A 20359-nucleotide genomic window follows, 5' to 3' on the forward strand; every position below is an offset into this window, starting at 1 on the left:
ACGAGAGAGGGGCTCCGGGACCGGGATCCCGGAGCCCCTCTGCGCGTCGTGCCACCGTCCAAGAAAATGGTGGAGGTGGGCGGAGTTGCACCGCCGTCCATGAGCGAGGCCACCACGGCACCTACGAGCGTATCCCCCGTTTGCCGGTGCTCGCCGCTGCCCGATCCCGAGGGCCGGATATGACAGCCGCCAGCTCCCTAGGGTTTCCCCCGGCCGCCCGGGAGCGAGGCAACCGGGGTATCTCGCTCAGATGACGCTCGGCCCTGCGGCGGCGAGAGGACCGTCAGGCGAGCGTGGCGCCGCCTTACGCGGCAGCCAGTGCGTACTCAGGCTCGGCAGTTATTGACTGCCCTGCGGATTTACGAGTCGCAGGAGCTCGGCTCGCAGCCATGGCCACCCGCACCCATGTCGAAGCTGACTCACCCCCACGAACGCAACGACCGGAAGGTGACGGGTCGAGCCCTGACCTGCCTCGAGCTTAATCGCAACGCCGGTGCGTGTCAATGGCGCGCCCGTCCTGCCGCGCACCTGCTGCCCGCTTCTCAGCTGCCCGCCCTGCGCCTCTCGGCGAGCGCCTGGTCGATCCGGCGCTGCTGCTCCCGGCGGGCGACGGCCTCTCGCCGGTCGTACTCCTTGCGGCCCCGGGCCAGCGCCAGCTCCACCTTGGCGATGCCCCGCTCGTTGAAGTAAATCCGCAGGGGGACGATCGTCAGGCCTTTCTCCGCCACCCGGCCCGCCAGGCGAGCGATCTCCCGCTTGTGCAGGAGCAGCTTGCGGGGGCGGGTCGGATCGTGGTCGAAGTAGTTGCCTGCCTGGTAAGCGCTGATGTGGGCGCCATGCAGGAAGAGCTCGCCTTCCTTGATCCGGGCGTAGCTGTCTCGCAACTGGGCGCGCCCGAGCCGCAGCGACTTGACCTCGCTGCCGGTCAGCACCAGCCCCGCCTCCACGGTTTCGAGGATCTCGTAATCGTGGCGGGCCTTACGGTTTTCACAGACGGTCTTGGGCTGCGCCATGGCTCTCCTATGATAGCGAGCGGGGCTCTGCCAGGCAACGGCTCGCCTGGACGGCGCCGGGTTGCCAGACAGCCTTCCCCGGCAGGGCCGGGCGCGACCGGTATCGGACTTTCTGGTATACTGGGCGGCGGGTGCGGCCAACACCACCCGGTAACCGGTCAGGGGGGCACGGGCCCGTCATGATCGTGCGCACGCAACATCTGACCAAACGTTATGGCTCCCTGGTGGCCGTGGACGACCTCGAGTTGCACGTGGACGAGGGGGAGATCTACGGTTTCCTCGGCCCCAACGGAGCGGGCAAGACGACGACCCTCATGATGCTGTTGGGTCTCGTGCAGCCCACCAGCGGGGAGATCTGGATCTTCGGACGCCCCCTCGCCAAGGATCCCCTCGGCATTCGCCGGCGCATCGGCGTCGTGTCGGAGTCCCATTACCTTTACGAAGAGATGACGGCGCAGGAGTACCTGGAGTTTTTCGCCAGGCTCTACCAGGTACCGGGCGCCCGCCGGCGGATCGACGAGCTGCTCGAGCGCCTGGGCCTGGCCGAGCGCCGGGGGCAGCTCGTGGGCGGCTACTCCAAGGGCATGAAGCAGAAGTTGAGCATCATCCGGGCGCTGTTGCACGACCCCGATCTGCTGCTGTTGGACGAGCCCGTCTCGTCGCTCGACCCTTACGGCGTGCGGCAGGTCCGGGACCTCATCCTGGAGGAGAACCGCCGGGGCAAGACGCTCATCATCTCCTCCCACATCCTCTCCGAGATCGAACGCACCTGCCACCGCGTCGGCATCATGCACCGCGGGCGGCTGCTCGCCGAGGATACCATGGATGGCCTTCGCCAGCGGCTCTCCGCCGAGCAGCACCTGGAGGTGGAGCTCGAGCGGGTCGACGACGGGATCGTGCAGGCGGTGCGGTCGGTCGACGGGGTGACCGAGGTGGAGCAGCCCGCTCCTGCGACGCTGTCGATCCGGCTCCGCTCCGGGGCCGACCTGCGCCCGCTCATCTCCCGCAGCATCGCGGGAGCCGGGGGCGTGGTGCTGGGGATGCGGACCCGGGAGATGTCGCTGGAGGACGCGTTCGTGACCATCACGGAGAAAAACATCTCGCTGCTGGCGCAAGAGAGGGTGGCCTCATGAGCTCGACGCCGGTGCCGGCTGCAGCCTCGACGGTGGATGCCTCGCCTGCCCCGGCCGGCAAGCTGAGCCGGGCGCGGATCGTCTGGTCCATCGCCGGACGCGACCTGCGCTCCCACCTCTTCGGGTTGTCCCTTTACGTGGTGGTGGCGCTGGTCCTGCTGGGCATCTCTCACTTCGCGGTACGCAACGCCCTCTGGCAGGTCGACCAAAACGGCCTGATGGTGCTGGGCAACCCCATCAACTACCCCTTCTTCCTGGCGCTGTGGCTGTCGGCGGTCTACCTCGGGTTGATGGCGGCGGTCGCCATCGCCAGAGAACGGGACAACGGCACGCTCGAGGTGCTTTTCTACGGGCCGGTGGACAGCCTGAGCTACCTCCTGGGCAAGTTCGTGCAGCCCATGATCTCGTTCGTGGTGGTGGCGGCTTTCTATCTGGCCTACTTCGCCGCCAGCGCCTGGTACACCAACCTGGGCTTCACCGGCGGCATCGTGCAGCTGCTGGTGCTGGCGCTGGTGCTGACGGGCTGCGTGGTGGCGTTCGGGCTGGCGATCTCGGCCATGAGCCGCCGGGTCTTCCTGGCGGTCATCGGCTTCTTGGGCCTCATGCTGCTCTTCACCCTGTTCAGCGTGGCGCAGGCGGTACTCCTGGCCATCCCGGCCGAGCGGCTCACCGACGTGCTGGCGTTGGCCCGGACGCTCGTCGACAGCGTCCAGCGCGGGCTGCAGTGGCTGTCGCCCCTGGCCTACTTCTCTCGGGGGAGCGCGGCGCTGTTGATTGGGGAGTGGCAGGATTACCTGATCGCCGTCGGGTCGAGCCTGGTCTACACGGCGGTGCTGGTCGCGCTGGCGGTCTTCGCCTTCCAGCGCAAGGGGGTGCGGCGATGATGCGCGCGGTGCGGCGCGACAAGGACAAGGCGCTCGTCGCCCGGGGCCTGGCCCTGGCTCTTGCCGGCCTGGCGGTCCTCTCGGGGATCGGAGCGGTGGGCACACCGGCCGCACGGGCGGCCGAACCGGTCAAGGAGCGGCAGGTGGTGTACGGCATTACCCCGTGGACCGGCAAGGAGTACGGCGGCACCTTCGCTCCGAAGATGGTGGACACCCTCTTCCTCAGCGCGGGCGACCGGCACATCCTCGACGTGCTGGAGACCGACGTCTACTACTGGCCCATCACGCAGGAGTTCATGGCGGACTGGATGGGGTATCGCAAGGAGATCCCCGGCAAGCTGGAAGTTCGTCAAGATGGCCGGGTCGTGGCGACGCTCGCCAAGCAGCCGTACACGTTCGTCTACCCGGAGGGGTACTTCGGCGGGCAGGTGCAACTGGCCACGGGGGAAGAGGCGAAGAAGGCGTTCGCCGGCTACCAGAAGGCCATCGACGACTACTACAAGGCGGCCGACGAGTACCGCAAGGCCGAGGAGGCCTGGCGGGCCGAGATGAGCCGGATCCTCGATCAGGTGCAGAAGACCGGCAAGCCGGCCGATCCGGCCAAGCTCCCCAAGGCTCCGGAGGCGCCTCAGCCGCCGAAGCTCCTGGTCATGCAGCCGTCGGAGGGGTACGTGATCGACCTGCCGGCCGGTCGCTACGAGTTGCGGGTGCTGGACGACAAGGGGCAGGAAGTGGCCGGGACGCGAAAGCGCCTCGAGGTCTTCGCTGCGCGCCGGTCGGGAGTCGGGTACCAGATCATCCCGGAGAGCAAGTGGACGGTGCCGGTGGAGGCGGGCGACCCCACCCAGGCGCTATACGTGTCGACCGAGGCCACCTTCTACCTCAAGGCGTTCGATGCCCGGGAGTTCAACCGCTACGCTTACAGCCGGATGACGGAGCTCTCCAAGCCGCTGGCAGGCTCGGGGCAGCAGAGCGCCTGGCAGTGGGTACTGGGGGAAGAGCGCCAGGGCGTGAAGCTGGAGGTCTTGCAGGATGGGCGGGTCGTGCAGACCGTCGAGCCCAAGCCGTACTACGTGCAGCAGTCGCCCGGCTACGCCCTCGGGTACAAGATCGTCGACTTCGACCCGTCGAAGCCCGAGTTCGAGGGGCGGCAGCCCTCGTTCGTCGCCTACAAGGTGCACCTGAAGCTCGAGCCGGGTGCTCACTTCGCCCTGAGGCTGGTGGACAAGGACGGCCGCCCGCTACCCGGGAGCGGTCGCGAGGTGCGGGCCGTGCGGGCCGACCCGCTTTGGCCCCTGTACGCCTGGCCGGCGCTGCCTCTGGTCGCCGGGCTGGGGATTGCCACGTGGCGACGGAGGCTCAAGCCCCGGCAGATCCTGGAGGGGTGAGCCGGGCGAGCCTCGCAGGGATCGGGAGCGGGGCGTGAGCACGGCTCCTTCAGAGCGCCCTCCGGCGAGCCGATAGCAAGGGGTGGCGAGGTCTTCGGACGGCCTCGCCACCCCTTTCGTTTCCGGTAACGCAGGAAGATCTGGGTTTTTCCCGAAACGTCTCCTCGTCTGTCGGCGACATGCCGCAGGATGCCGGCAGAGGATCCGAAGGCCCGGCCGTACCGGTGCGGGAGGCACCGGTTCGCCGGTTTTTTTGTCCGGCGGCTCTGTCAGGAGTTGGAGATGCAAGGAAGCCTTACCAGTTGCGCCGGCAAGACGCACCATGCCTTGCGCCGGGTGGCCCGGCTCCTCGCATGCGGGGTGGCCGCCCTGGTGCTCGCCGCCAGCCGCGAGCCCGTGCTGGGAGCGGGGTCGGGGAGCGGCGCGGGGGCCTGGGCGCTGGTCTGGGTCGACGGCCGCCCGGTACCGGGCGATCAGGGCGCCTACATGGTCAACGGGACCTTGATGCTGCCGGCCCGCGTGCTGGAGCAAGCCGGGGCTACGCTCCGGTGGGACGCCCGCACGAAGACCGCCACCCTGGCCCGTGACGGGCATCAGGCGCGCGCCACGGTCGGACAGGCATGGCTCGCCGCCGGGGGCAAGCGGGTGCTCATGCCCCAGCCCCCCGAGCTGGTGGACGGGCAGCTGATGGTGCCCATCCGGGCCGTCGCGCAGGCTCTCGGTATCACCGTGCGTTGGGACGGCAAGACGGGCCGGGTGGACCTCGAGACAGCACCGGCCGCGCGCGTCGCGGCGGGCGGTGCGGGCGCGAGCGGCGCCGCAAAGAAGCAAGCGACACCGGCTCCGGCAAAGCCCGTGCCGGCCCCGGCAAAGCCCGTGCCGGCCCCGGCAAAGCCCGTGCCGGCCCCGGCTACCGCTCCTCCCGCGGCCAAGGGATCCCCGGCGCCTTCGCCGGGGCGCTACGAGCCCCCTCCGCCGCCGGCACCGCCTCCCTTGCCGGGGGCTACGGAGGATCGGGTGAAGGTGGCCGTTGCCCTGGCGACTCCGAGCGGGAAGGCCGTCAAGGCCGCGGCCCCCGGGACGGCAGCCCCCCAGCCGCCCACGCGAGCGGGGGCGGCGGTGGCCGCGGCCACGGCAACGCCGAGCGTTCCCGATACGGAGGAGCCCTCCCAGATGCGGCGGCCCGGCGACGCGGCTTCGGAGGGCGCGCCGGCTGAGCCGGGCGAGGTGACGGGGGTGCTGGTGCGCCGCGACGGCGGCCGGGCCCGCGTCGAGGTGCTGAGCCACGGGCCGGTCAAGCTCGAGTCCGCTCCGACCGTGCTGCGGGATCCGCCGCGCCTCGTGCTGGACATCGCCAACGCCCGGCTGACCGCTCCCACGAGCGAGTACCCCGCCAGCGGCGCCCTGGTGAAGGGGGTCCGGCTGGGACAGCCGTCTCCCGGCGTCGTGCGGGTGGCGGTGGACCTCACGGCGGCCGTGGGATTCGAGTTGGAGAAGGATCCGGAGGACGGGCACGTTTCCGTCACTCTCCACTACGCGGTGACCGGCGTGCACTGGCTGTGGGACGCGGCCGGCCGGGGCCAGGTGTGGCTCGAGATGTCCGGCCTTGCTCCCGTGAAGACGAGCGTGCTGAGCGATCCGCTGCGCCTCGCGGTCGACCTGCAGAAGGCCACCCTGGTCGCCCCGGCCGGCGAGTGGGAGGTGAGCCAGGGGCCGGTGCGCCGGTACCGGGTCAGCCAGTACCAGCCCGACGTGGTGCGGGTCGTCATGGAGCTGGCACAGCCTGTCCAGCCCCGGGTGATCACCTCGCTCGACCTCACCCGGCAACTGCTGGCAAGCCAGGCGGCGGCGCCGCTTCCTGCCGGCGGTGAGACAGCTCGGGGGTCGGCCGAGCCCGCCGGCCCCGGCGGGGCTCCTCCCACGGTCGATCTGGTGCTCGACGTGTACAGCCGGATCACCCAGATCGCCGTCCGGCCGCTGGGCTCAGGCGGCGCCAGCGTGACGGTGCACGCGACGGGCCCGGTGGAGCCCAGGGCGTTTTACCTGAGGCGGCCGGATCGGCTGGTGCTGGACATCCCCGGGGCGGTCGTCGATCCCTCGCTGCGGACGGGGACGGGCGCCATCCAGGTCCCGAAGGACGGCAGCCTGGCCCGGGCGGTACGGGTCGGGCAGTTCTTGCCGCGCAGCGCCCGGGTAGTAGTCGAGCTGGAGCGGCCCGTCGGCTTCCAGGTGTTCAGCGCGGACGAGCGGGAGACCGCCATCATCGCACTGGGCAACCAGCCCCTGCAGGGACGGGTGGTGGCCATCGATCCCGGGCACGGAGGGTTCGACCCCGGCGCCATCGGGGCGAGCGGCACGCCGGAGAAGGTGTACAACCTCGACATCGGGAGGCGGGTCGGCAAGCTGCTCGAGTCGGTGGGGGTGGAGGTGGCCCTGACCCGGCGGGACGACACGTTCGTCGGGCTGGACGACCGGGTCGAGCTGGCGAAGAAGTTGAAGGCGGAGGTGTTCGTCAGCATCCACCACAACGCCTCGACGTCCACGCTCGGGTCGGGCACCGAGGTGTTTTACTCGCCCAACCACCCGGCCAGCCAGCGGCTGGCGGAGTTGTTGTACGACGCGTTGCTGGACAAGCTCCACCAGGCAGGCCGGGGCCTGGAGATGCGGGGCGATCTGCGGGTGCTGCGGCTCGCGCCCATGCCGGCGGCTCTCGTAGAGGTGGCGTTCGTGGACAACGCCCAGGAGGAGCGCCGGCTGATGGATCCCGGCTTTCGCCAGCAGGCCGCCGATGCCATCTTTTCCGCTATCGTGAGTTTTCTGAGCCAGACTGGTCATGATACCGTAGGGAAGGTAAATGCCCAGATGCTGGCTGCCGAGGGCCGGCAGGCCCATTGATGGGAAGATCGAGAAGAGGTGGCGTCGCCGTGCGCCTTGGGCGATGGGCTGCCGCCGCGCTGGCGGGGGTGATCGTGGTGGGCGGGGCGTGGTGGGCCGCCGCCAGGTGGTGGCCCCAGGCGCTGGTCAGCACCGGCCTCGCGCACCGGGTGGTGCTTTATTTCGCGGACGAGCAAGCTCTGCGGCTCGTGCCCGAGGTGCGCTACGTCCCGGCATGGCAGGATAGGCCCGTGGACCGGCTCCGCCTGCTTGCCGGTGGACCTCGTTCGGGCGGCCTGGCGCCGGTCATCCCTCCCGGAGCCCGGCCCCTGCTGGTGCGCGTAGACAACGGGCTGGCGGTGGCAGACTTTTCCCGGGAAATCGTAGAGCGCCACTGGGGCGGCTCGAGCGGCGAGCTCATGACCGTCTACGGTATCGTCAATACGCTGGCCGACTTTCCCGGGGTCAGGCAGGTGCGGATCCTGGTGGAGGGCAAGCCGGTCGAGACGCTGGCCGGCCACGTCGACCTGTCGCAGCCCCTGACCCCGGACCTGTCGCTGGTGCGCCCGCCCGACACCAGGGGTGCCGCCCTCGGGCGAGTCACCCGTGTGCTGCCGGATTCATAGGTTGGGTAATTGCCGGTAAGGGTAGGCGCGGCGACTTTGATCGGGATGTACGACTCCGGGGTGGGGGGCCTCAGCGTGCTGCGGCACCTGTGGCGCCTGCTGCCCCGGGAGACGGTGCTGTACGTGGCCGACTCGGGGCGGGCACCTTACGGCGGGCGGCCCCCGGAGGAGATCGTGGCGTTCGGGGTGCAAATCGCCACGTTCCTGCGGGGAGAGGGCGCCCAGGTGCTCGTCGTGGCGTGTAACACCTCTTCGTCGGTGGCGCTTCCCGAGGTCGCGCGGGCTTTCGGCGGGCCGGTCGTCGGCATGCTGGAGCCGGCCGCCCGGGCCGTCGCCGAGCGCTGGCCCCGGGGCGGGAGCGTCGCGGTGCTGGCGACCGCCACCACGGTGGCGAGCGGCGCGTATCCCCGGGCGATCGCCGGCCAGGCCCCGGCCGTGGACGTGGTGCAGGAGGCCTGCCCGGAGTGGGTGCCGCTGGTGGAGGCGGGGCGCTTGGACGGCCCGGGGGTGGACGAGGCGGTGGCGCGCCACGTGGCGCCCCTGCTCGAGCCTCCCGGTGTGGACGGGCTGGTGCTGGGATGCACCCATTACCCGTTCCTCGAGCCGGTCATCCGGCGGGTGATGGGCCGGCTGGGGCGCTCCGGTGAGACCCCCGCCCTGCTCGACCCGGGGCTCGCCGTGGCCGAGGAGGCGGCCCGGGTGGCGGCGGCTTTCGTGACCCGGCGTCCCGAGGACCGCGGCGGCAGGCTTCCGGCGCACGAGGACGAACCGTGTACCAAAGGCTCGAGCGGCCCGTGCGGGGTCGACCGGTTTTTCACGAGCGGGTCTCCCGAGCGTTTCGCCGAGCTCTTCCAGCGCCTGGTCGGCGCGGCTCACGAGGCGTGCGGCCGTGAATGGGGCGGCGTCCAGGTGGTAAGGTGGTAACACAGGCGGTCATGGCGGTACCGGTGGAAGTGCAGGCGACATACCCGGCGACCTGGCAGGGTGTGCGCGTGGCCGTGGTGGGCCTCGGCGTGGAAAACCTGCCCCTGGTGCGTTACCTGGTGGCGAGGGGTGCCAGGGTGGTGGCTGCAGACCGCAAGGACCTCGCCCAGCTCGGCAGGCGGGGCGAGGAGCTGCAACGGCTCGGCGTGGAGCTCGTGCTGGGGCCGCACTATCTGGACGCCCTGCAAGAGGCCGAGGTCGCCTTCCTGACCCCGGGGATCCCCAAGCACTTGCCGGCCATCCAGGCGGCCCGGGCGTCCGGCGTGCGCATCACGGGGCAGACCGACCTCTTCATGCGCCTTTGCCGGGCGCCGGTGATCGGCATCACGGGCTCGAGCGGCAAGACCACCACGACGACGCTCACCGGCCGCATGCTGCAGGCGACGGGTCGTCCCGTCTTCGTGGGCGGCAACATCGGCGAGCCGCTGATCGATCGCCTGGATCGCATCGAGCCGGGGGCGCTGGTCGTCCTCGAGCTCTCCAGCTTCCAGCTCGAGACCACGGAGGTCAGCCCCCACGGCGCGGTCGTCACCAACATCACCCCCAACCACCTGGACGTGCACCTCACGATGGAGGCGTACATCGCGGCAAAGAGCCGGATCCTGGCCTTCCAAGCTCCGAGAGACTTCGCCGTGCTCAACGCAGCCGATCCGGTCGTCTCGGGCCTGGCGGTCCAGACCCCGGCCCAGGTGCTGTGGTTCGGCTCCCAGCGGCGGCTGCCCGGCGCCTGGGTGGAAGGCGAGCGGCTGCTCGCCCGGCTCGACGACGCCTCGGGCGAGACGGTGGAGTGCTGCCGGCGAAGCGACCTGCGACTGCGGGGCGAGCACAACGTGCAAAACGTCCTGGCCGCCTGCCTCGTGGCGCTTCGGATGGGGGTGGCGCCCGAGGCGATCCGGGAGGTCGTGCGGAGCTTCACGGGGGTGCCGCACCGGCTCGAGGAGGTCGCACGCCTCGACGGGGTGCTGTACGTCAACGACTCCATCGCCACCACCCCGGCCCGGGCGGTGGCCGGGCTGACGGCGTTCGAGCAGCCCATCGTGCTCATCGCCGGCGGCTACGACAAGCACCTGCCGTTCGACGACTTCGCACGGGTCGCCCTGCGGCGGTGCCGGCACATCGTGCTGCTGGGCGACACCGCTCCGGTCATCGAGCGCGCCTTGCTCCGGGCGGGAGAGGAGCTGCACGTCCGGCCGAGCTACCAGCGGGTGACGAGCTTCCCGGAGGCGGTCCACGCCGCCCGCGAGGCGGCGCTCCCCGGCGACGTGGTCTTGCTCTCGCCGGCCTGCGCCAGCTACGACATGTTCCGGGACTTCGAGGAGCGCGGCGCGCGCTTCCGGGAGCTGGTGCGCGCCATGGCCCGCGACGAGCAGGAGGCGAGCAGCACCTGATGCGCCCGAGCAGTACGCCCGGCCCTTCTTCCCACGACGCCGGCACCCTTGCCGGACCGGCCGCCCGCCCGGCCGCGCCCGAACGGGTAGGGCGCGCCCCCGACGCCATGCGGCCGGTGCGCATCGAGCGCCAGGTCGTGAAGTGGGCGGAGGGTTCGGCGCTCATCTCCGTCGGCGACACGCGGGTGCTGTGCACGGCCAGCGTCGAGGAGAAGGTCCCCCTCTTCTTGCGGGGCACGGGCAACGGATGGGTGACGGCGGAGTACGCCATGCTCCCCCGCTCCACCCGAGAACGCACCCCCCGCGACATCAGCCGCGGCCGCCAGGCCGGCCGGTCTGTCGAGATCCAGCGCCTCATCGGGCGCAGCCTGCGGGCCGTCGTGGACCTGACCGCCCTCGGAGAGCGCACCGTCTGGGTCGACTGCGACGTGCTGCAGGCGGACGGCGGTACGCGCACGGCCGCCATCACCGGCGGCTTCGTGGCACTGGCCGATGCCTTGTGGTGGCTCGCCGCCCGAGAGGGGTGGGCGGCCATCCCGCTGGCCGACTTTTTGGCCGCGGTGAGCGTCGGCATCGTCGGTGGAGAGGCCAGGCTCGACCTGGAGTACGCCGAGGATTCGGTCGCCGACGTCGACATGAACGTGGTCATGACCGGCCGGGGCCAGCTGGTGGAGGTCCAGGGCACCGCCGAACACTCGCCCTTCGACGTAGCCGGGGCGGGGCGCCTGCTCGAGCTCGCCGCGGGCGGCATCCGGCGGCTCGTCCAGCTCCAGCGCGACACCCTCTCCCCTGAGCTGGTCGCCGCGATCGACAAGCGCCGGGAGATGGGGCTGCCTGCTCGCCCCGCGATCGACGAATGACCGCCGCCGCCCCTCGGAGGCCTCGCCTGGTGCTGGCCTCCACCAACCGGGGCAAGTTGGAGGAGTACCGGGCGCTGGCCGAAAGCGGGATGCTCGACCGCCTCGTGGAGATCGTCCTGCCCGGAGAGCTGGCGTCTCACGGCCGGCCCATGCCCGAGGTGCCGGAGGAGAGCCTCGACCTCAGGGTCAACGCGGCCGCCAAGGCCCGTGCGGCGGCGGCCGCGTTCGGGCTCGTGGCCGTCGCCGACGACACGGGCCTCGAAGTGGACGCGCTGGGAGGCGCGCCCGGGCCGCGGGCCGCCCGCTGGGCGGGACCTGACGCCACGGACGCCGACCGCATCCGGCTCCTGCTCGAGCGGCTCCGGGGTGTGCCCGTGTCGCGCCGCACGGCCCGGTTTCGGTGCGCCGTCGCCGTGGCCGAGCCGCCCGCCGGCCCATCGACGCCCGGGCGGGTCTGGGTGCGAGAGGCGGCGCTGGAGGGGCAGATTGCACTCGCGCCCCGCGGAGACCGGGGGTTCGGCTACGACCCGCTCTTCGTCGTACCCGGCCTCGGCAAGACGTTCGCCGAACTGAGCCGGGAAGAGAAAAACCAGGTCAGCCACCGCGCTCGTGCCTGGCGGGCGGCGGAGCCGCTGTTGGTGCGCCTGATCGTCGCCCCCGAGAGCCCCGAGACGCTGCCCCCGCCCTTCGAAGGGTGACCCCCGCCTCCATTCCCTTGTGACGTAACGATAACGGTTCTGACACACCGTTCTGGCACGCTGGGCTTGTCCTTCCGGACGGCACACTCACGCACGGGGGGTTGGTCGCAGGATGCGACGGCTATGGCGTCACGTGGCGGGAGCAGGCATGGCGGCGTGGATGGCAGCGGCTGCAGCCCCGGCGATGGCCCTCAGCTTCACTCCGGTGCAGCCTGCCGTGGGCCCGCAGCTGGTGCTTCCCAAGGGCTTCGAGTACCAGATCCTGATCTCCGAAGGCGAGCAAATCCGCAACGGCAAGTTCCTGCGCAACAACGATCTGACGGTCTACCTCCCGCTGGACGGCTCCGATCTCGGCTGGCTCTACGTCAACCACGAACTGCGGCCCGGCGGTGGCACGCGGCTCACCGTGGCTCGCGAGGGTGAACGGTGGAAGGTGCTGGAGGCGGTCGGCGTCGACTTCGCTTCGGTGGGCGGCACCTGGAACAACTGCGCGGGATCGTTGACGCCGTGGGGTACGATCCTCTCGGCGGAGGAGTACGAACCCCGCACGGCCGACGAGATCCCCGCCGGCATGGTCAAGGACGTCAACCGCTATGGCTGGGTGGTGGAAGTGGACCCGGTGACGCTTCGGGTCACCAAGCATTACGCGATGGGCCGGTTCTCCCACGAGACGGCGCTGGTCATGGCGGATCGGACCACGGTCTACCTGACCGACGACTATCGCAACGGGATCCTGGCCAAGTTCGTGGCGGACAAGCCCGGGGACCTGTCGAGCGGCACGCTGTGCGTGCTGGACGCGGCCAACCGCCGCTGGATAGAGGTGCCCAAGGACCGGGCGGTGCTCAACGACGTGCGGAGCTGGGCGCTCCGGCACGGGGCCACCGGATTCGACCGGCCCGAGGACATCGAGTACAACCCTGCCGACGGCAAGCTGTATCTCGCCATCACCGGCGACGACCGCAAGCCGGCACCGGACAACTACGGCAAGGTCGTGCGCATCGACCCGCAGACGCTGCAGATGGAGACGTTCATCCAGGGCGGGCCCGAGACGGGCATGTTCAACCCGGACAACCTGCAGTTGGACCCGCAGGGCAACCTCTGGATCTTCGAGGACAAGTACGACGACTTCATCAACGCCCGCTACGGCAACAACGCCGTCTGGGTGGCCTCGACCAAGGACGGCAGCCTGCGGCGTTTCGCCCAGCTGCCCAACGGCTCCGAGGGAACCGGGCCGTCGTTCACGCCGGACGGCAAGACGCTCTTCTTCAGCGTCCAGCACCCGGACCCGCCGTGGAAGGCCTCGGTGGTGGCAATCCGGGGGCTCTAGTCGATGCCAGGGCAGCGGCCGGGCGGCGACCCGCCCGGCCGGCCTGCCAGGCTCAGTACAAGAACATGGGCATCCCGATGAAGTCGCGCACCCTGGGCCGGTAGTTTTCGGGGTCGTAGAGGTTTTCGACGTCGACCCGCTTCTTGCCGGTCGTGATGGTGTCGATGGGCACGGTCGTGTACTTGCCGCCCTGCAGCGCCACCATCTTGCCCGTATCGCCCTTGACGATGAGCTGGACGGCCAGGTTGCCGTACGACATGGCCACCATGCGGTCGAGGGAGTCGGGCGCGCCCGACCGCATCAAGTACGCGAGCTGCTGGTACATGGTGTTTTGGCCGGTGATCCGCTTGATCTCCTCCGACACGATGAGGCCGATGCCGCCCAGCTTGCGATGCCCGTACGCGTCGGGCTCGCCGCTCTCGATGACCTCGCCGCCCTCCATGACGGCGCCCTCCGAGATCGTCATGATGGCATAGTTGGAAGGGTTGTTGCGCTTGTCCTGCATCAGGAAGTCGCAGAGTTTATTGATGTTGAATGGCACTTCTGAAATGATGGCCCGATCCACGTAGGCCAGGTAGGCGCTGATCAGGCTCGTCTCGCCGGAGTTGCGCCCGAACAATTCAACGACGCCGATGCGCTCGTGAGAGCCGACCGACGTGCGCATGTTGGTGATGAACTCCACGCTGCGGGTCACGGCCGTGGAAAACCCGATGCAGTAGTCGGTGCCGAAGACGTCGTTGTCCATCGTCTTCGGGATGCCGACCACCGGCACGCCCTCCTTGTGCAGCCGCACGGCGTAGCTCAAGGTGTCGTCGCCGCCGATGGCCACCAGGACGTCGATCCCCAGGTGCTCGATCACCTTGAGCACGTAGTCGGTGTAATCCTTGGTGCCCTTTTCGTCGAGCGCCTTGCCCCAGGAGGAGGCCTTGAGGAAATCGGGCGCCGAGGCCGGGTCCACCTTCTGGGGGTTGGTGCGCGACGTGTGCAGCACCGTGCCGCCCGTGCGGTCGATGGTGCGCACGTCGGTGCGGTGGAGCTCCCGGATGTAGTAGTCGTGGGTGGACGGCTCGTCCAGGTCGTAATAAAGCAACCCCGCCCAGCCGCGCCGGATCCCGAAAACCCTGTACTCGTTTTCCAACGCACCCAGCACCACGGCCTTGATGCAGGGGTTGAGACCGGGGACGTCGCCCCCGCCCGTCAATACTCCCACCGTCCGTCTTGGCATGCCGGTCACCTCTTACCATCGGATGGGATCCGCGATCGGACCCCGCCTTCGTTCCCTCGCTGCATACGCCGCCGACGAGGCCGGCTCCTGCTCACGCGGCGGGAGGCCGGCGCCGTTTTGAATGAATGCGGTTTCAAACGGACAGGGTGCGTCACGAGACGGGAGGATACCCGGCTCGGGGAGGCAGGGCGACGCTCCGTACCATGGCCAGGCGCGCCGCCACGTCCGCCCAGTTGACGACGTGCCACCACATCTCCACGTAGCGGGCGCGCCGGCTTTCGTACTGGAGGTAGTAGGCGTGTTCCCACACGTCCAGCACGAGCAGGGGGAGCGCGCCCCACTGGGACCACCATGGATGGTTCTGCGCCTGCAGGATCTCCAGGCGGCCGGCGGCGGGCGACCAGACCAGCAGGGCCCACCCGCTGCCCTCGACCTGGTTGGCCGCGGCAGAAAACTGGGCCTGGAAGGCCGCGAAGCTCCCGAAGGCGACATCGATGGCGGCGCGCAGGGCCGGGTCCGCCGGCACGCCCCCTCCGGAGGGGGCCATGTTGAGCCAGAAGAGGCTGTGCAGAAAATGGCCCGAGCCGTGGAAGGCGAGTGCCTGCTCCCACCACCGGGCCTGCTGGAAGTTGCCCAGGCGGCGGGCCTGCTGGAGAGCGAGCTCGGCCCGGTTGAGCTCTTCGACGCAGGTCCGGTGGTGGACGTCGTGATGGAGCTGCATGATCCGGGCGCTGATATAGGGCTCCAGCGCGTCGTACGGGTAGGGCAGGGGAGGTAGCCGGTGCCCGCCGATCGGGACCTCGCCGGAGAGCGCGGCAGCCCGAGGGAGCTGTAGCGGGCCGGGAGGGGCAGGCGCGACGGGTGGGGCCGGTTTGGGGGGAGGGGCCACCTCCTGGACCACGGTCTTGACCGCGCCCGCTTCACGGGCGACGAGGTACCGGCCGGTCTGGTCCTTCTCGCTCACCGGTGGACACCTCCCGGAAAAGAGCCCGGCCACCGGCAAGGGCCGGGTTCGGGATCAGGGTAGGCGGGCGGGACGGGACGTTGACGGGACCCGGTTCCCGTTTGGCCGCCTGGGGACGGGCTCCCTCGACAGGGAGCCGGTCCCTCGCCGTCGAAAAGAGCGTGGCGGAAAGAACCGGACCGGACCGGCACACACCGTACCCCTTCGCATTCGGTCAGGTGCGCTCTCGAACGGGGGAGGGTGGAGCCCTTGGCGGCATCGAAGAAAGACCCCCCGCGCACGCATACGGCCCGCCGCCCGGGCGTCGACCGCATGGCTCCCGTACCCCTGTACCTGCAGGTGCGGCGCTGGGTCGAGGAGGAGATCGAGCGCCGCCACCTCGGCCATCACGCCCGGGTGCCATCCGAGCGCGAGCTGGCCCGGCGGCTTTCCATCAGCCGCATGACGGTGCGGGCCGCCCTCGAGGGCATGATCCGCGACAACGTGCTCTACCGCGTGCCGGGCAAGGGGACCTTCGTGGCAGGAGCCCGCCTCCCCCAACACCTGCGATCGCTTACCAGCTTCACCGAAGACATGCGGGCCAGGGGGCTTCAGCCGGGCGCCCGGGTGCTGGGATTTCACCGGGTACCCGCTCCGGCCATGGTGGCCGAGCGGCTGCGCCTGGCGCCGGCAGGGCCGGTGCTCCGGTTGGAGCGCTTGCGCCTGGCTGGTGGGGAGCCCATGTGCATCGAGACGGCCCACCTTTCGGCGGAGCGGTTCGGATGGCTGGCGGATCTCGACATGACCGACCGCTCGCTGTACGCGCTGCTGCGGGAGCACCGGGTGCAGCTGGCCTGGGCCGAGCAGTCGATCAGCGCGCGGGACGCCACCCCGGAGGAGGCGTCGCTGTTGCTCATCCGGCCGGGTTCGGCCGTGCTCGTGACCGAGCGCACGACGTTCGCACAGGACGGGAGCCCCGTGGAGTACGTGGTCTCCACTTACCGCGCCGATCGGTACACGTTCCAGGTCGTGCTTCCGGCTGACTGGCCGGGATCATCGGGCAGTACCAGGTCGATTGGGGGATGCTGTCGGCCGGGGCGGTGGTCATGACGGTACCGGTGCTGGTGCTGTTCGCCGCGGTCGGGCGGGCCTTCGTCGAGGGGCTCATGGAAGGGGCGATCAAGTAGCGGTGGCGGCGGTCGCGCTGGGCATCGATGCCGGCACGCAAGGCGTCAAGGCGGTGCTGGTGGAGGCGGGCGGCGCCGTTAGGGGATGCGCCGCCGAGGAGTACCCCATCGATACTCCCGCACCAGGCTGGGCGGAGCAGTGGCCCCAGGTATGGTGGGATGCGGCCTGCCGGGCGGTACGACGAGCGCTGGCCGAAAGCGGCCTGGGGCCATCGGCCGTGGCGGTGGTGGGCCTGTCGGGGCAGATGCACGGCATCGTCCTGCTCGACGGCCGTGGACGACCGATCCGCCCGGCGGTCCTCTGGGCCGATTCCCGGGCGTTGGAAGAGACCGCGGAGCTCCGGCGCCGCTTCCCGGAGATCGAGCGCCGGGCCTGCAACCCGATCATGGCGTCGTTCAGCGCGCCCAAGCTCCTCTGGCTGGCGCGGCACGAGCCCGAGACGTGGCGGCGGGTGCGGTGTGTGCTGTTGCCCAAGGACGCCGTGCGGCTGCAGATGACCGGGGAGGCGGCGACGGATCCGAGCGACGCCTCGGGCACGCTCCTGTTCGACCTGCACCAGGGGCGGTGGATGGAGGACGTCATCCAGGCCCTGGGGCTGGATCCCGGCCGGTTTCCGCCGGTGCGGGGGTCGGGCGAGGTGGCGGGCACGCTCATCCGCGAGGCGGCCGAGGCGCTGGGGCTGAGGCCCGGGACGCCGGTCATCACCGGGGGAGCCGACATGCCCATGGGCGCGCTCGGGGCCGGGCTGGCGGGGCCGGCCACGGCGGCGGTGCTGCTCGGCACGGCGGGGCAGGTGCTGCTGGACGTGGAGCGCCCCGAGCCCCGGGCCCTGGGGCGGGCCTACTATTTCACGCACGTGCTGCCCGGGCGCTACCTGGCGATGGGAGCGCTGCTGTCGGCCGGCCTGAGCCTGCGCTGGCTCAAGCAACTGCTCGACGGGCCCTCGTACGGCGAGCTCGACCGGCTGGCCGCCGCCGAGCCGCCCGGCGCCCGAGGCCTTCTCTTCCTCCCGTATCTGGCCGGCACGGGCACGCCCCACTTCGACGCCGTAGCCCGCGCCGCCCTGGTCGGAATGGGCATGGAGCACGGCCGGGCCGCGGTGGCCCGGGCGGTGCTGGAAGGCGTGGCTCTGGGCCTGCGGGAAAGCCTGGAGACGGCGGCTTTGGCAACGGCCGGGGTCGCGGAGATCCGGGCCGGGGGCGGCGGAGCGCGAAGCCCCTTGTGGCTGCAGATCCTGGCCGACGTCCTGGGGCGGCGGGTGGTGCCGCTCGCCTTCGCCGATTCGTCGGCCCTGGGAGCCGCGCTCTTGGCAGGGGCCGGCGTGGGGCTCTTTCCCTCGGTCGAGGAGGCGCAGCGGGCCTGCGTGGCCACGGGAAACCCGGTCTTGCCGGAGGCGGGTGCCGTCTCGCACTATCAGGAGGTCTACGAGGTCTATCGAGAGGCTTACCGGGCACTCGAGCAGGTGTACGCCCATCTGGGCCGGATGCGACGCTAAACTGTAGGGGAGCCTGGGGCGCGGCGTCGAAAAGGGTCTGGAAAGGTCAGGAAGCCCGTGAAACGCCTGGCCGGTGGTCGGGGCGCCGGGACTTGAACCCGGGACCTACTGCTCCCAAAGCAGTCGCGCTGCCAAGCTGCGCCACGCCCCGCTGCCGCTCCCATGGTAAGCGAGGGGCGGCAGGCCGTCAACCGCTTGGCGGGCAGCGGGTTTGGAAAGGGGCCCCGGCGAGCCAGACTAAACCGGCGAGGGGCAGGGGGGGTGCTTGCACCGCCAGCAGAGGAGTGAGCCACGAAAACGATGGACGACGACGAGCGCGGGGGACGCCAACCGCCGGCGGACGGGGCGGCCGTCGGGCAGGCGGCCATCAAGTGGGCCGGTATCGTCATCATCGTGGTCGCCATCCTGTACTTCCTGGCCCGTTACGTGATCCCCCTGGTGCCCCGAGGGTAGGAAAGAGGGTAGGAAAAGGGAAAGCAAGGTACAGGTCGTACCCACAGAGGGACGTCCGTACCTTTGCAACCAAGGCGCCACGGATTATCGTGGGCTGAGGTGGGCTGCCTGCGCCAATGTCCTGGTTTGGGGGGCTACTGCTTGCAAACCTACACGCACGACGTCTTGATCCTGGGAAGCGGCCTGGCCGGCTTGCGGGCGGCTCTCGAGGTGCTCCACGTCTCGGGCGGGCGGATCGACCTCGGTATCGTCTCCAAGACCCAGCTCATGCGGGCCCACTCGGTTTGCGCCGAAGGGGGTACCGCGGCCGTCTTGCGGACGGACGAAGGGGACAGCCTGGAGCTGCACGCCTGGGACACCGTCAAGGGGAGCGACTTCCTGGCCGACCAGGACGTGGTCTTCCGCTTCGTCGAGGCGATGCCCAAGGAGATCCTGCGCCTCGAGCACTGGGGCATTCCCTGGTCCCGGCGACCTGACGGGCGGATCAACCAGCGGCCCTTCGGAGGCCACAGCTTCCCCCGGGCGACCTTTGCCGCCGACAAGACCGGGTTTTTCGAGATGCAAACGCTCTACGACACCATCCAGCGCTACGGGGGCTTCAAGCGGTACGACGAGTGGGTGGCCACGCGGATTCTGGTGAAAGACGGCACGTTCGCAGGCCTCACCGCTTGGGATCTCACCACGGGGGAGTTCGCCCTCTTCCGGGCCAAGGCCCTCATCATCGCGACCGGAGGGTTTTGCCGCATCTACGGGTTCACGACGTACTCGTACACCGTGACGGGTGACGGCATGGCGATGGCCTACCGGGCCGGCATGCCGCTCAAGGACATGGAGTTCGTGCAGTTCCACCCGACGGGGCTGGTGCCGTCGGGTATCCTCATCACGGAGGCGGCCCGGGGCGAAGGGGGCTACTTGCGCAACCGGGAAGGGCGCCGGTTCATGGAGGACTACGCGCCCAAGATGATGGAGCTCGGCCCCCGCGACATCGTGGCCAGGGCTGAGATGACGGAGATCGAGAACGGGCGAGGGTTCGAGCATCCGAGCGGGCTCGGCTACGTCGAGCTCGACCTCACGCACCTGGGGCGGGAGCGGATCCTGGAGCGGCTGCCGCTCATTCGGGAGGTCGCCATCAAGTTCAACGGCATCGATCCCATCGAAAAGCCGTTGCCCGTGCGGCCGGCGGCCCACTACTCGATGGGCGGTATCCACACGGACATCGACGGCAAGACGCCGGTGGAGGGGATCTGGGCCGCCGGAGAGGCCGCGGCGGTGTCGCTGCACGGGGCCAACCGGCTGGGCACCAACTCCACGGCGGAGTGCCTGGTATGGGGCTCCATCACGGGGCGCAAGGCGGCGGAGCACGCCATGCACCAGCGCACCATTCCCGACGCCCCCGTCAGGGAGGCCGAAGAGGAACAGGGTCGGCTGGAGGCGCTGCTGCGCCAGCGGGGCACCGAAAACCTGTACGACATCCGGAGCCGGTTGCGCCGGCTCATGGACGAGAAAGTCGGCGTGTTCCGGGAGGAGAAGAGCCTGCGGGAGGCGCTCGACGAGGTGCGCGCCCTGAAGGCCCGGATGGGCTCCGTCAAGCTGGACGACAAGGGCTGGGTCTACAACACCGACCTGGTCTCGGCCCTGGAGCTCCAAAACATGCTGGACCTGGCGGAGGTCATCGTGCTGGGGGCCCTGGAGCGGCGGGAGTCGAGGGGGGCGCACGCCCGGCGGGACTATCCGAAACGGGACGACGAGCGTTTCCTGGCCCATACGCTCGCCTACCGCAGCGACGACGGACCCCGCCTGGAATACCTGCCGGTGACCATCACCACCTGGAAGCCGGTCGAACGCAAGTACTGACCGGGAACGTCCCTCCCGGCCGTGGG

At 70.2% G+C, this 20359-nt stretch carries 17 protein-coding genes, 1 tRNA gene and 1 other RNA gene; 14 read left to right on the top strand and 5 right to left on the bottom strand.

Annotated elements, in window-relative coordinates:
- Window positions 1-67: 67 nt before the first annotated feature.
- Together ssrA and smpB are read right to left on the bottom strand one after the other, a co-directional pair.
- Window positions 68-427: a transfer-messenger RNA gene (ssrA, locus tag U7230_RS03245) on the bottom strand.
- A 115-nt stretch (window positions 428-542) separates the two neighbouring features.
- Window positions 543-1013: an SsrA-binding protein SmpB gene (gene smpB / locus U7230_RS03250; protein ID WP_324717310.1), complete on the bottom strand. Its 471-nt coding sequence runs from the start codon at window positions 1011-1013 to the stop codon at window positions 543-545.
- A 179-nt stretch (window positions 1014-1192) separates the two neighbouring features.
- Between smpB and U7230_RS03255 the strand changes: the two genes are divergently transcribed.
- The 10 genes from U7230_RS03255 to U7230_RS03300 all read left to right on the top strand — a co-directional run bounded on the left by U7230_RS03255 (window position 1193) and on the right by U7230_RS03300 (window position 13175).
- Entirely contained in the window at window positions 1193-2146 is a 954-nt protein-coding gene (locus U7230_RS03255; protein WP_324717311.1) for an ABC transporter ATP-binding protein, read from the top strand.
- Window positions 2143-3030, top strand: a complete 888-nt coding sequence (locus U7230_RS03260) for an ABC transporter permease (RefSeq protein WP_324717312.1) — start codon at window positions 2143-2145, stop codon at window positions 3028-3030. The genes U7230_RS03255 and U7230_RS03260 overlap by 4 nt, the downstream gene beginning before the upstream one ends.
- Window positions 3027-4418 carry a hypothetical protein gene (locus U7230_RS03265; RefSeq protein ID WP_324717313.1) on the top strand — a complete coding sequence of 464 codons (1392 nt, stop codon included), beginning with the start codon at window positions 3027-3029 and terminating at the stop codon, window positions 4416-4418. The genes U7230_RS03260 and U7230_RS03265 overlap by 4 nt, the downstream gene beginning before the upstream one ends.
- A gap of 282 nt (window positions 4419-4700) precedes the next feature.
- The gene (locus tag U7230_RS03270; RefSeq protein ID WP_324717314.1) at window positions 4701-7313 is read left to right on the top strand and encodes an N-acetylmuramoyl-L-alanine amidase family protein; all 2613 of its coding nucleotides are present in this window, start codon (window positions 4701-4703) and stop codon (window positions 7311-7313) included.
- Window positions 7313-7918, top strand: a complete 606-nt coding sequence (locus U7230_RS03275) for a GerMN domain-containing protein (RefSeq protein ID WP_324717315.1) — start codon at window positions 7313-7315, stop codon at window positions 7916-7918. The genes U7230_RS03270 and U7230_RS03275 overlap by 1 nt, the downstream gene beginning before the upstream one ends.
- Window positions 7919-7963: 45 nt before the next feature.
- Window positions 7964-8842 (top strand): glutamate racemase, encoded by an 879-nt coding sequence (gene murI / locus U7230_RS03280; protein ID WP_324718177.1) that lies wholly within the window; start codon window positions 7964-7966, stop codon window positions 8840-8842.
- Between the two features lie 11 nt (window positions 8843-8853).
- Window positions 8854-10290 carry a UDP-N-acetylmuramoyl-L-alanine--D-glutamate ligase gene (gene murD, locus U7230_RS03285; protein ID WP_324717316.1) on the top strand — a complete coding sequence of 479 codons (1437 nt, stop codon included), beginning with the start codon at window positions 8854-8856 and terminating at the stop codon, window positions 10288-10290.
- On the top strand, window positions 10290-11150 hold the full coding sequence (rph, locus tag U7230_RS03290) for a ribonuclease PH (protein ID WP_324717317.1): 861 nt from the start codon (window positions 10290-10292) through the stop codon (window positions 11148-11150). The genes murD and rph overlap by 1 nt, the downstream gene beginning before the upstream one ends.
- A 29-nt stretch (window positions 11151-11179) precedes the next feature.
- A complete protein-coding gene (locus U7230_RS03295; protein WP_324717318.1) occupies window positions 11180-11848 on the top strand; it encodes a non-canonical purine NTP pyrophosphatase in 669 nt (222 codons plus the stop codon).
- 112 nt (window positions 11849-11960) lie between these two features.
- Window positions 11961-13175 carry a PhoX family protein gene (locus U7230_RS03300; RefSeq protein ID WP_324717319.1) on the top strand — a complete coding sequence of 405 codons (1215 nt, stop codon included), beginning with the start codon at window positions 11961-11963 and terminating at the stop codon, window positions 13173-13175.
- A gap of 52 nt (window positions 13176-13227) precedes the next feature.
- Here the strand turns inward: U7230_RS03300 and U7230_RS03305 are convergent, their stop codons facing one another.
- Window positions 13228-14400, bottom strand: coding sequence for a 6-phosphofructokinase (locus U7230_RS03305; protein WP_324717320.1), 1173 nt, complete (start codon window positions 14398-14400; stop codon window positions 13228-13230).
- A 151-nt stretch (window positions 14401-14551) separates the two neighbouring features.
- Window positions 14552-15364 carry a superoxide dismutase gene (locus U7230_RS03310; protein WP_324717321.1) on the bottom strand — a complete coding sequence of 271 codons (813 nt, stop codon included), beginning with the start codon at window positions 15362-15364 and terminating at the stop codon, window positions 14552-14554.
- A gap of 249 nt (window positions 15365-15613) precedes the next feature.
- Between U7230_RS03310 and U7230_RS03315 the strand changes: the two genes are divergently transcribed.
- Window positions 15614-16453, top strand: a complete 840-nt coding sequence (locus tag U7230_RS03315) for a GntR family transcriptional regulator (RefSeq protein WP_324717322.1) — start codon at window positions 15614-15616, stop codon at window positions 16451-16453.
- A gap of 79 nt (window positions 16454-16532) precedes the next feature.
- Window positions 16533-18026 carry a xylulokinase gene (gene xylB / locus U7230_RS03320; protein ID WP_324717323.1) on the top strand — a complete coding sequence of 498 codons (1494 nt, stop codon included), beginning with the start codon at window positions 16533-16535 and terminating at the stop codon, window positions 18024-18026.
- Window positions 18027-18100: 74 nt separating this feature from the next.
- Here xylB and U7230_RS03325 read toward each other — a convergent pair.
- Window positions 18101-18177 (bottom strand) — tRNA-Pro (locus U7230_RS03325).
- Between the two features lie 149 nt (window positions 18178-18326).
- On the opposite strand from U7230_RS03325, the gene U7230_RS03330 reads away from it, so the two are divergent.
- Complete coding sequence (locus tag U7230_RS03330; protein ID WP_324717324.1) at window positions 18327-18479, top strand: hypothetical protein; 153 nt, start codon at window positions 18327-18329, stop codon at window positions 18477-18479.
- Window positions 18480-18620: 141 nt separating this feature from the next.
- Window positions 18621-20333, top strand: coding sequence for a succinate dehydrogenase/fumarate reductase flavoprotein subunit (locus U7230_RS03335; RefSeq protein ID WP_324717325.1), 1713 nt, complete (start codon window positions 18621-18623; stop codon window positions 20331-20333).
- Window positions 20334-20359: the final 26 nt, after the last annotated feature.

The sequence above is a fragment of the Limnochorda sp. L945t genome (assembly GCF_035593305.1).
Classification (GTDB): Bacteria; Bacillota; Limnochordia; order Limnochordales; family Geochordaceae; genus Carboxydichorda; species Carboxydichorda subterranea.

What these genes read in the sequence shown, in the direction of transcription:
- smpB (WP_324717310.1), bottom strand. Translation starts at nt 1,013, where the DNA reads ATGGCGCAGCCCAAGACCGTCTGTGAAAACCGTAAGGCCCGCCACGAT.
- U7230_RS03255 (WP_324717311.1), top strand. Translation starts at nt 1,193, where the DNA reads ATGATCGTGCGCACGCAACATCTGACCAAACGTTATGGCTCCCTGGTG.
- U7230_RS03260 (WP_324717312.1), top strand. Translation starts at nt 2,143, where the DNA reads ATGAGCTCGACGCCGGTGCCGGCTGCAGCCTCGACGGTGGATGCCTCG.
- U7230_RS03265 (WP_324717313.1), top strand. Translation starts at nt 3,027, where the DNA reads ATGATGCGCGCGGTGCGGCGCGACAAGGACAAGGCGCTCGTCGCCCGG.
- U7230_RS03270 (WP_324717314.1), top strand. Translation starts at nt 4,701, where the DNA reads ATGCAAGGAAGCCTTACCAGTTGCGCCGGCAAGACGCACCATGCCTTG.
- U7230_RS03275 (WP_324717315.1), top strand. Translation starts at nt 7,313, where the DNA reads ATGGGAAGATCGAGAAGAGGTGGCGTCGCCGTGCGCCTTGGGCGATGG.
- murI (WP_324718177.1), top strand. Translation starts at nt 7,964, where the DNA reads ATGTACGACTCCGGGGTGGGGGGCCTCAGCGTGCTGCGGCACCTGTGG.
- murD (WP_324717316.1), top strand. Translation starts at nt 8,854, where the DNA reads ATGGCGGTACCGGTGGAAGTGCAGGCGACATACCCGGCGACCTGGCAG.
- rph (WP_324717317.1), top strand. Translation starts at nt 10,290, where the DNA reads ATGCGCCCGAGCAGTACGCCCGGCCCTTCTTCCCACGACGCCGGCACC.
- U7230_RS03300 (WP_324717319.1), top strand. Translation starts at nt 11,961, where the DNA reads ATGCGACGGCTATGGCGTCACGTGGCGGGAGCAGGCATGGCGGCGTGG.
- U7230_RS03305 (WP_324717320.1), bottom strand. Translation starts at nt 14,400, where the DNA reads ATGCCAAGACGGACGGTGGGAGTATTGACGGGCGGGGGCGACGTCCCC.
- U7230_RS03330 (WP_324717324.1), top strand. Translation starts at nt 18,327, where the DNA reads ATGGACGACGACGAGCGCGGGGGACGCCAACCGCCGGCGGACGGGGCG.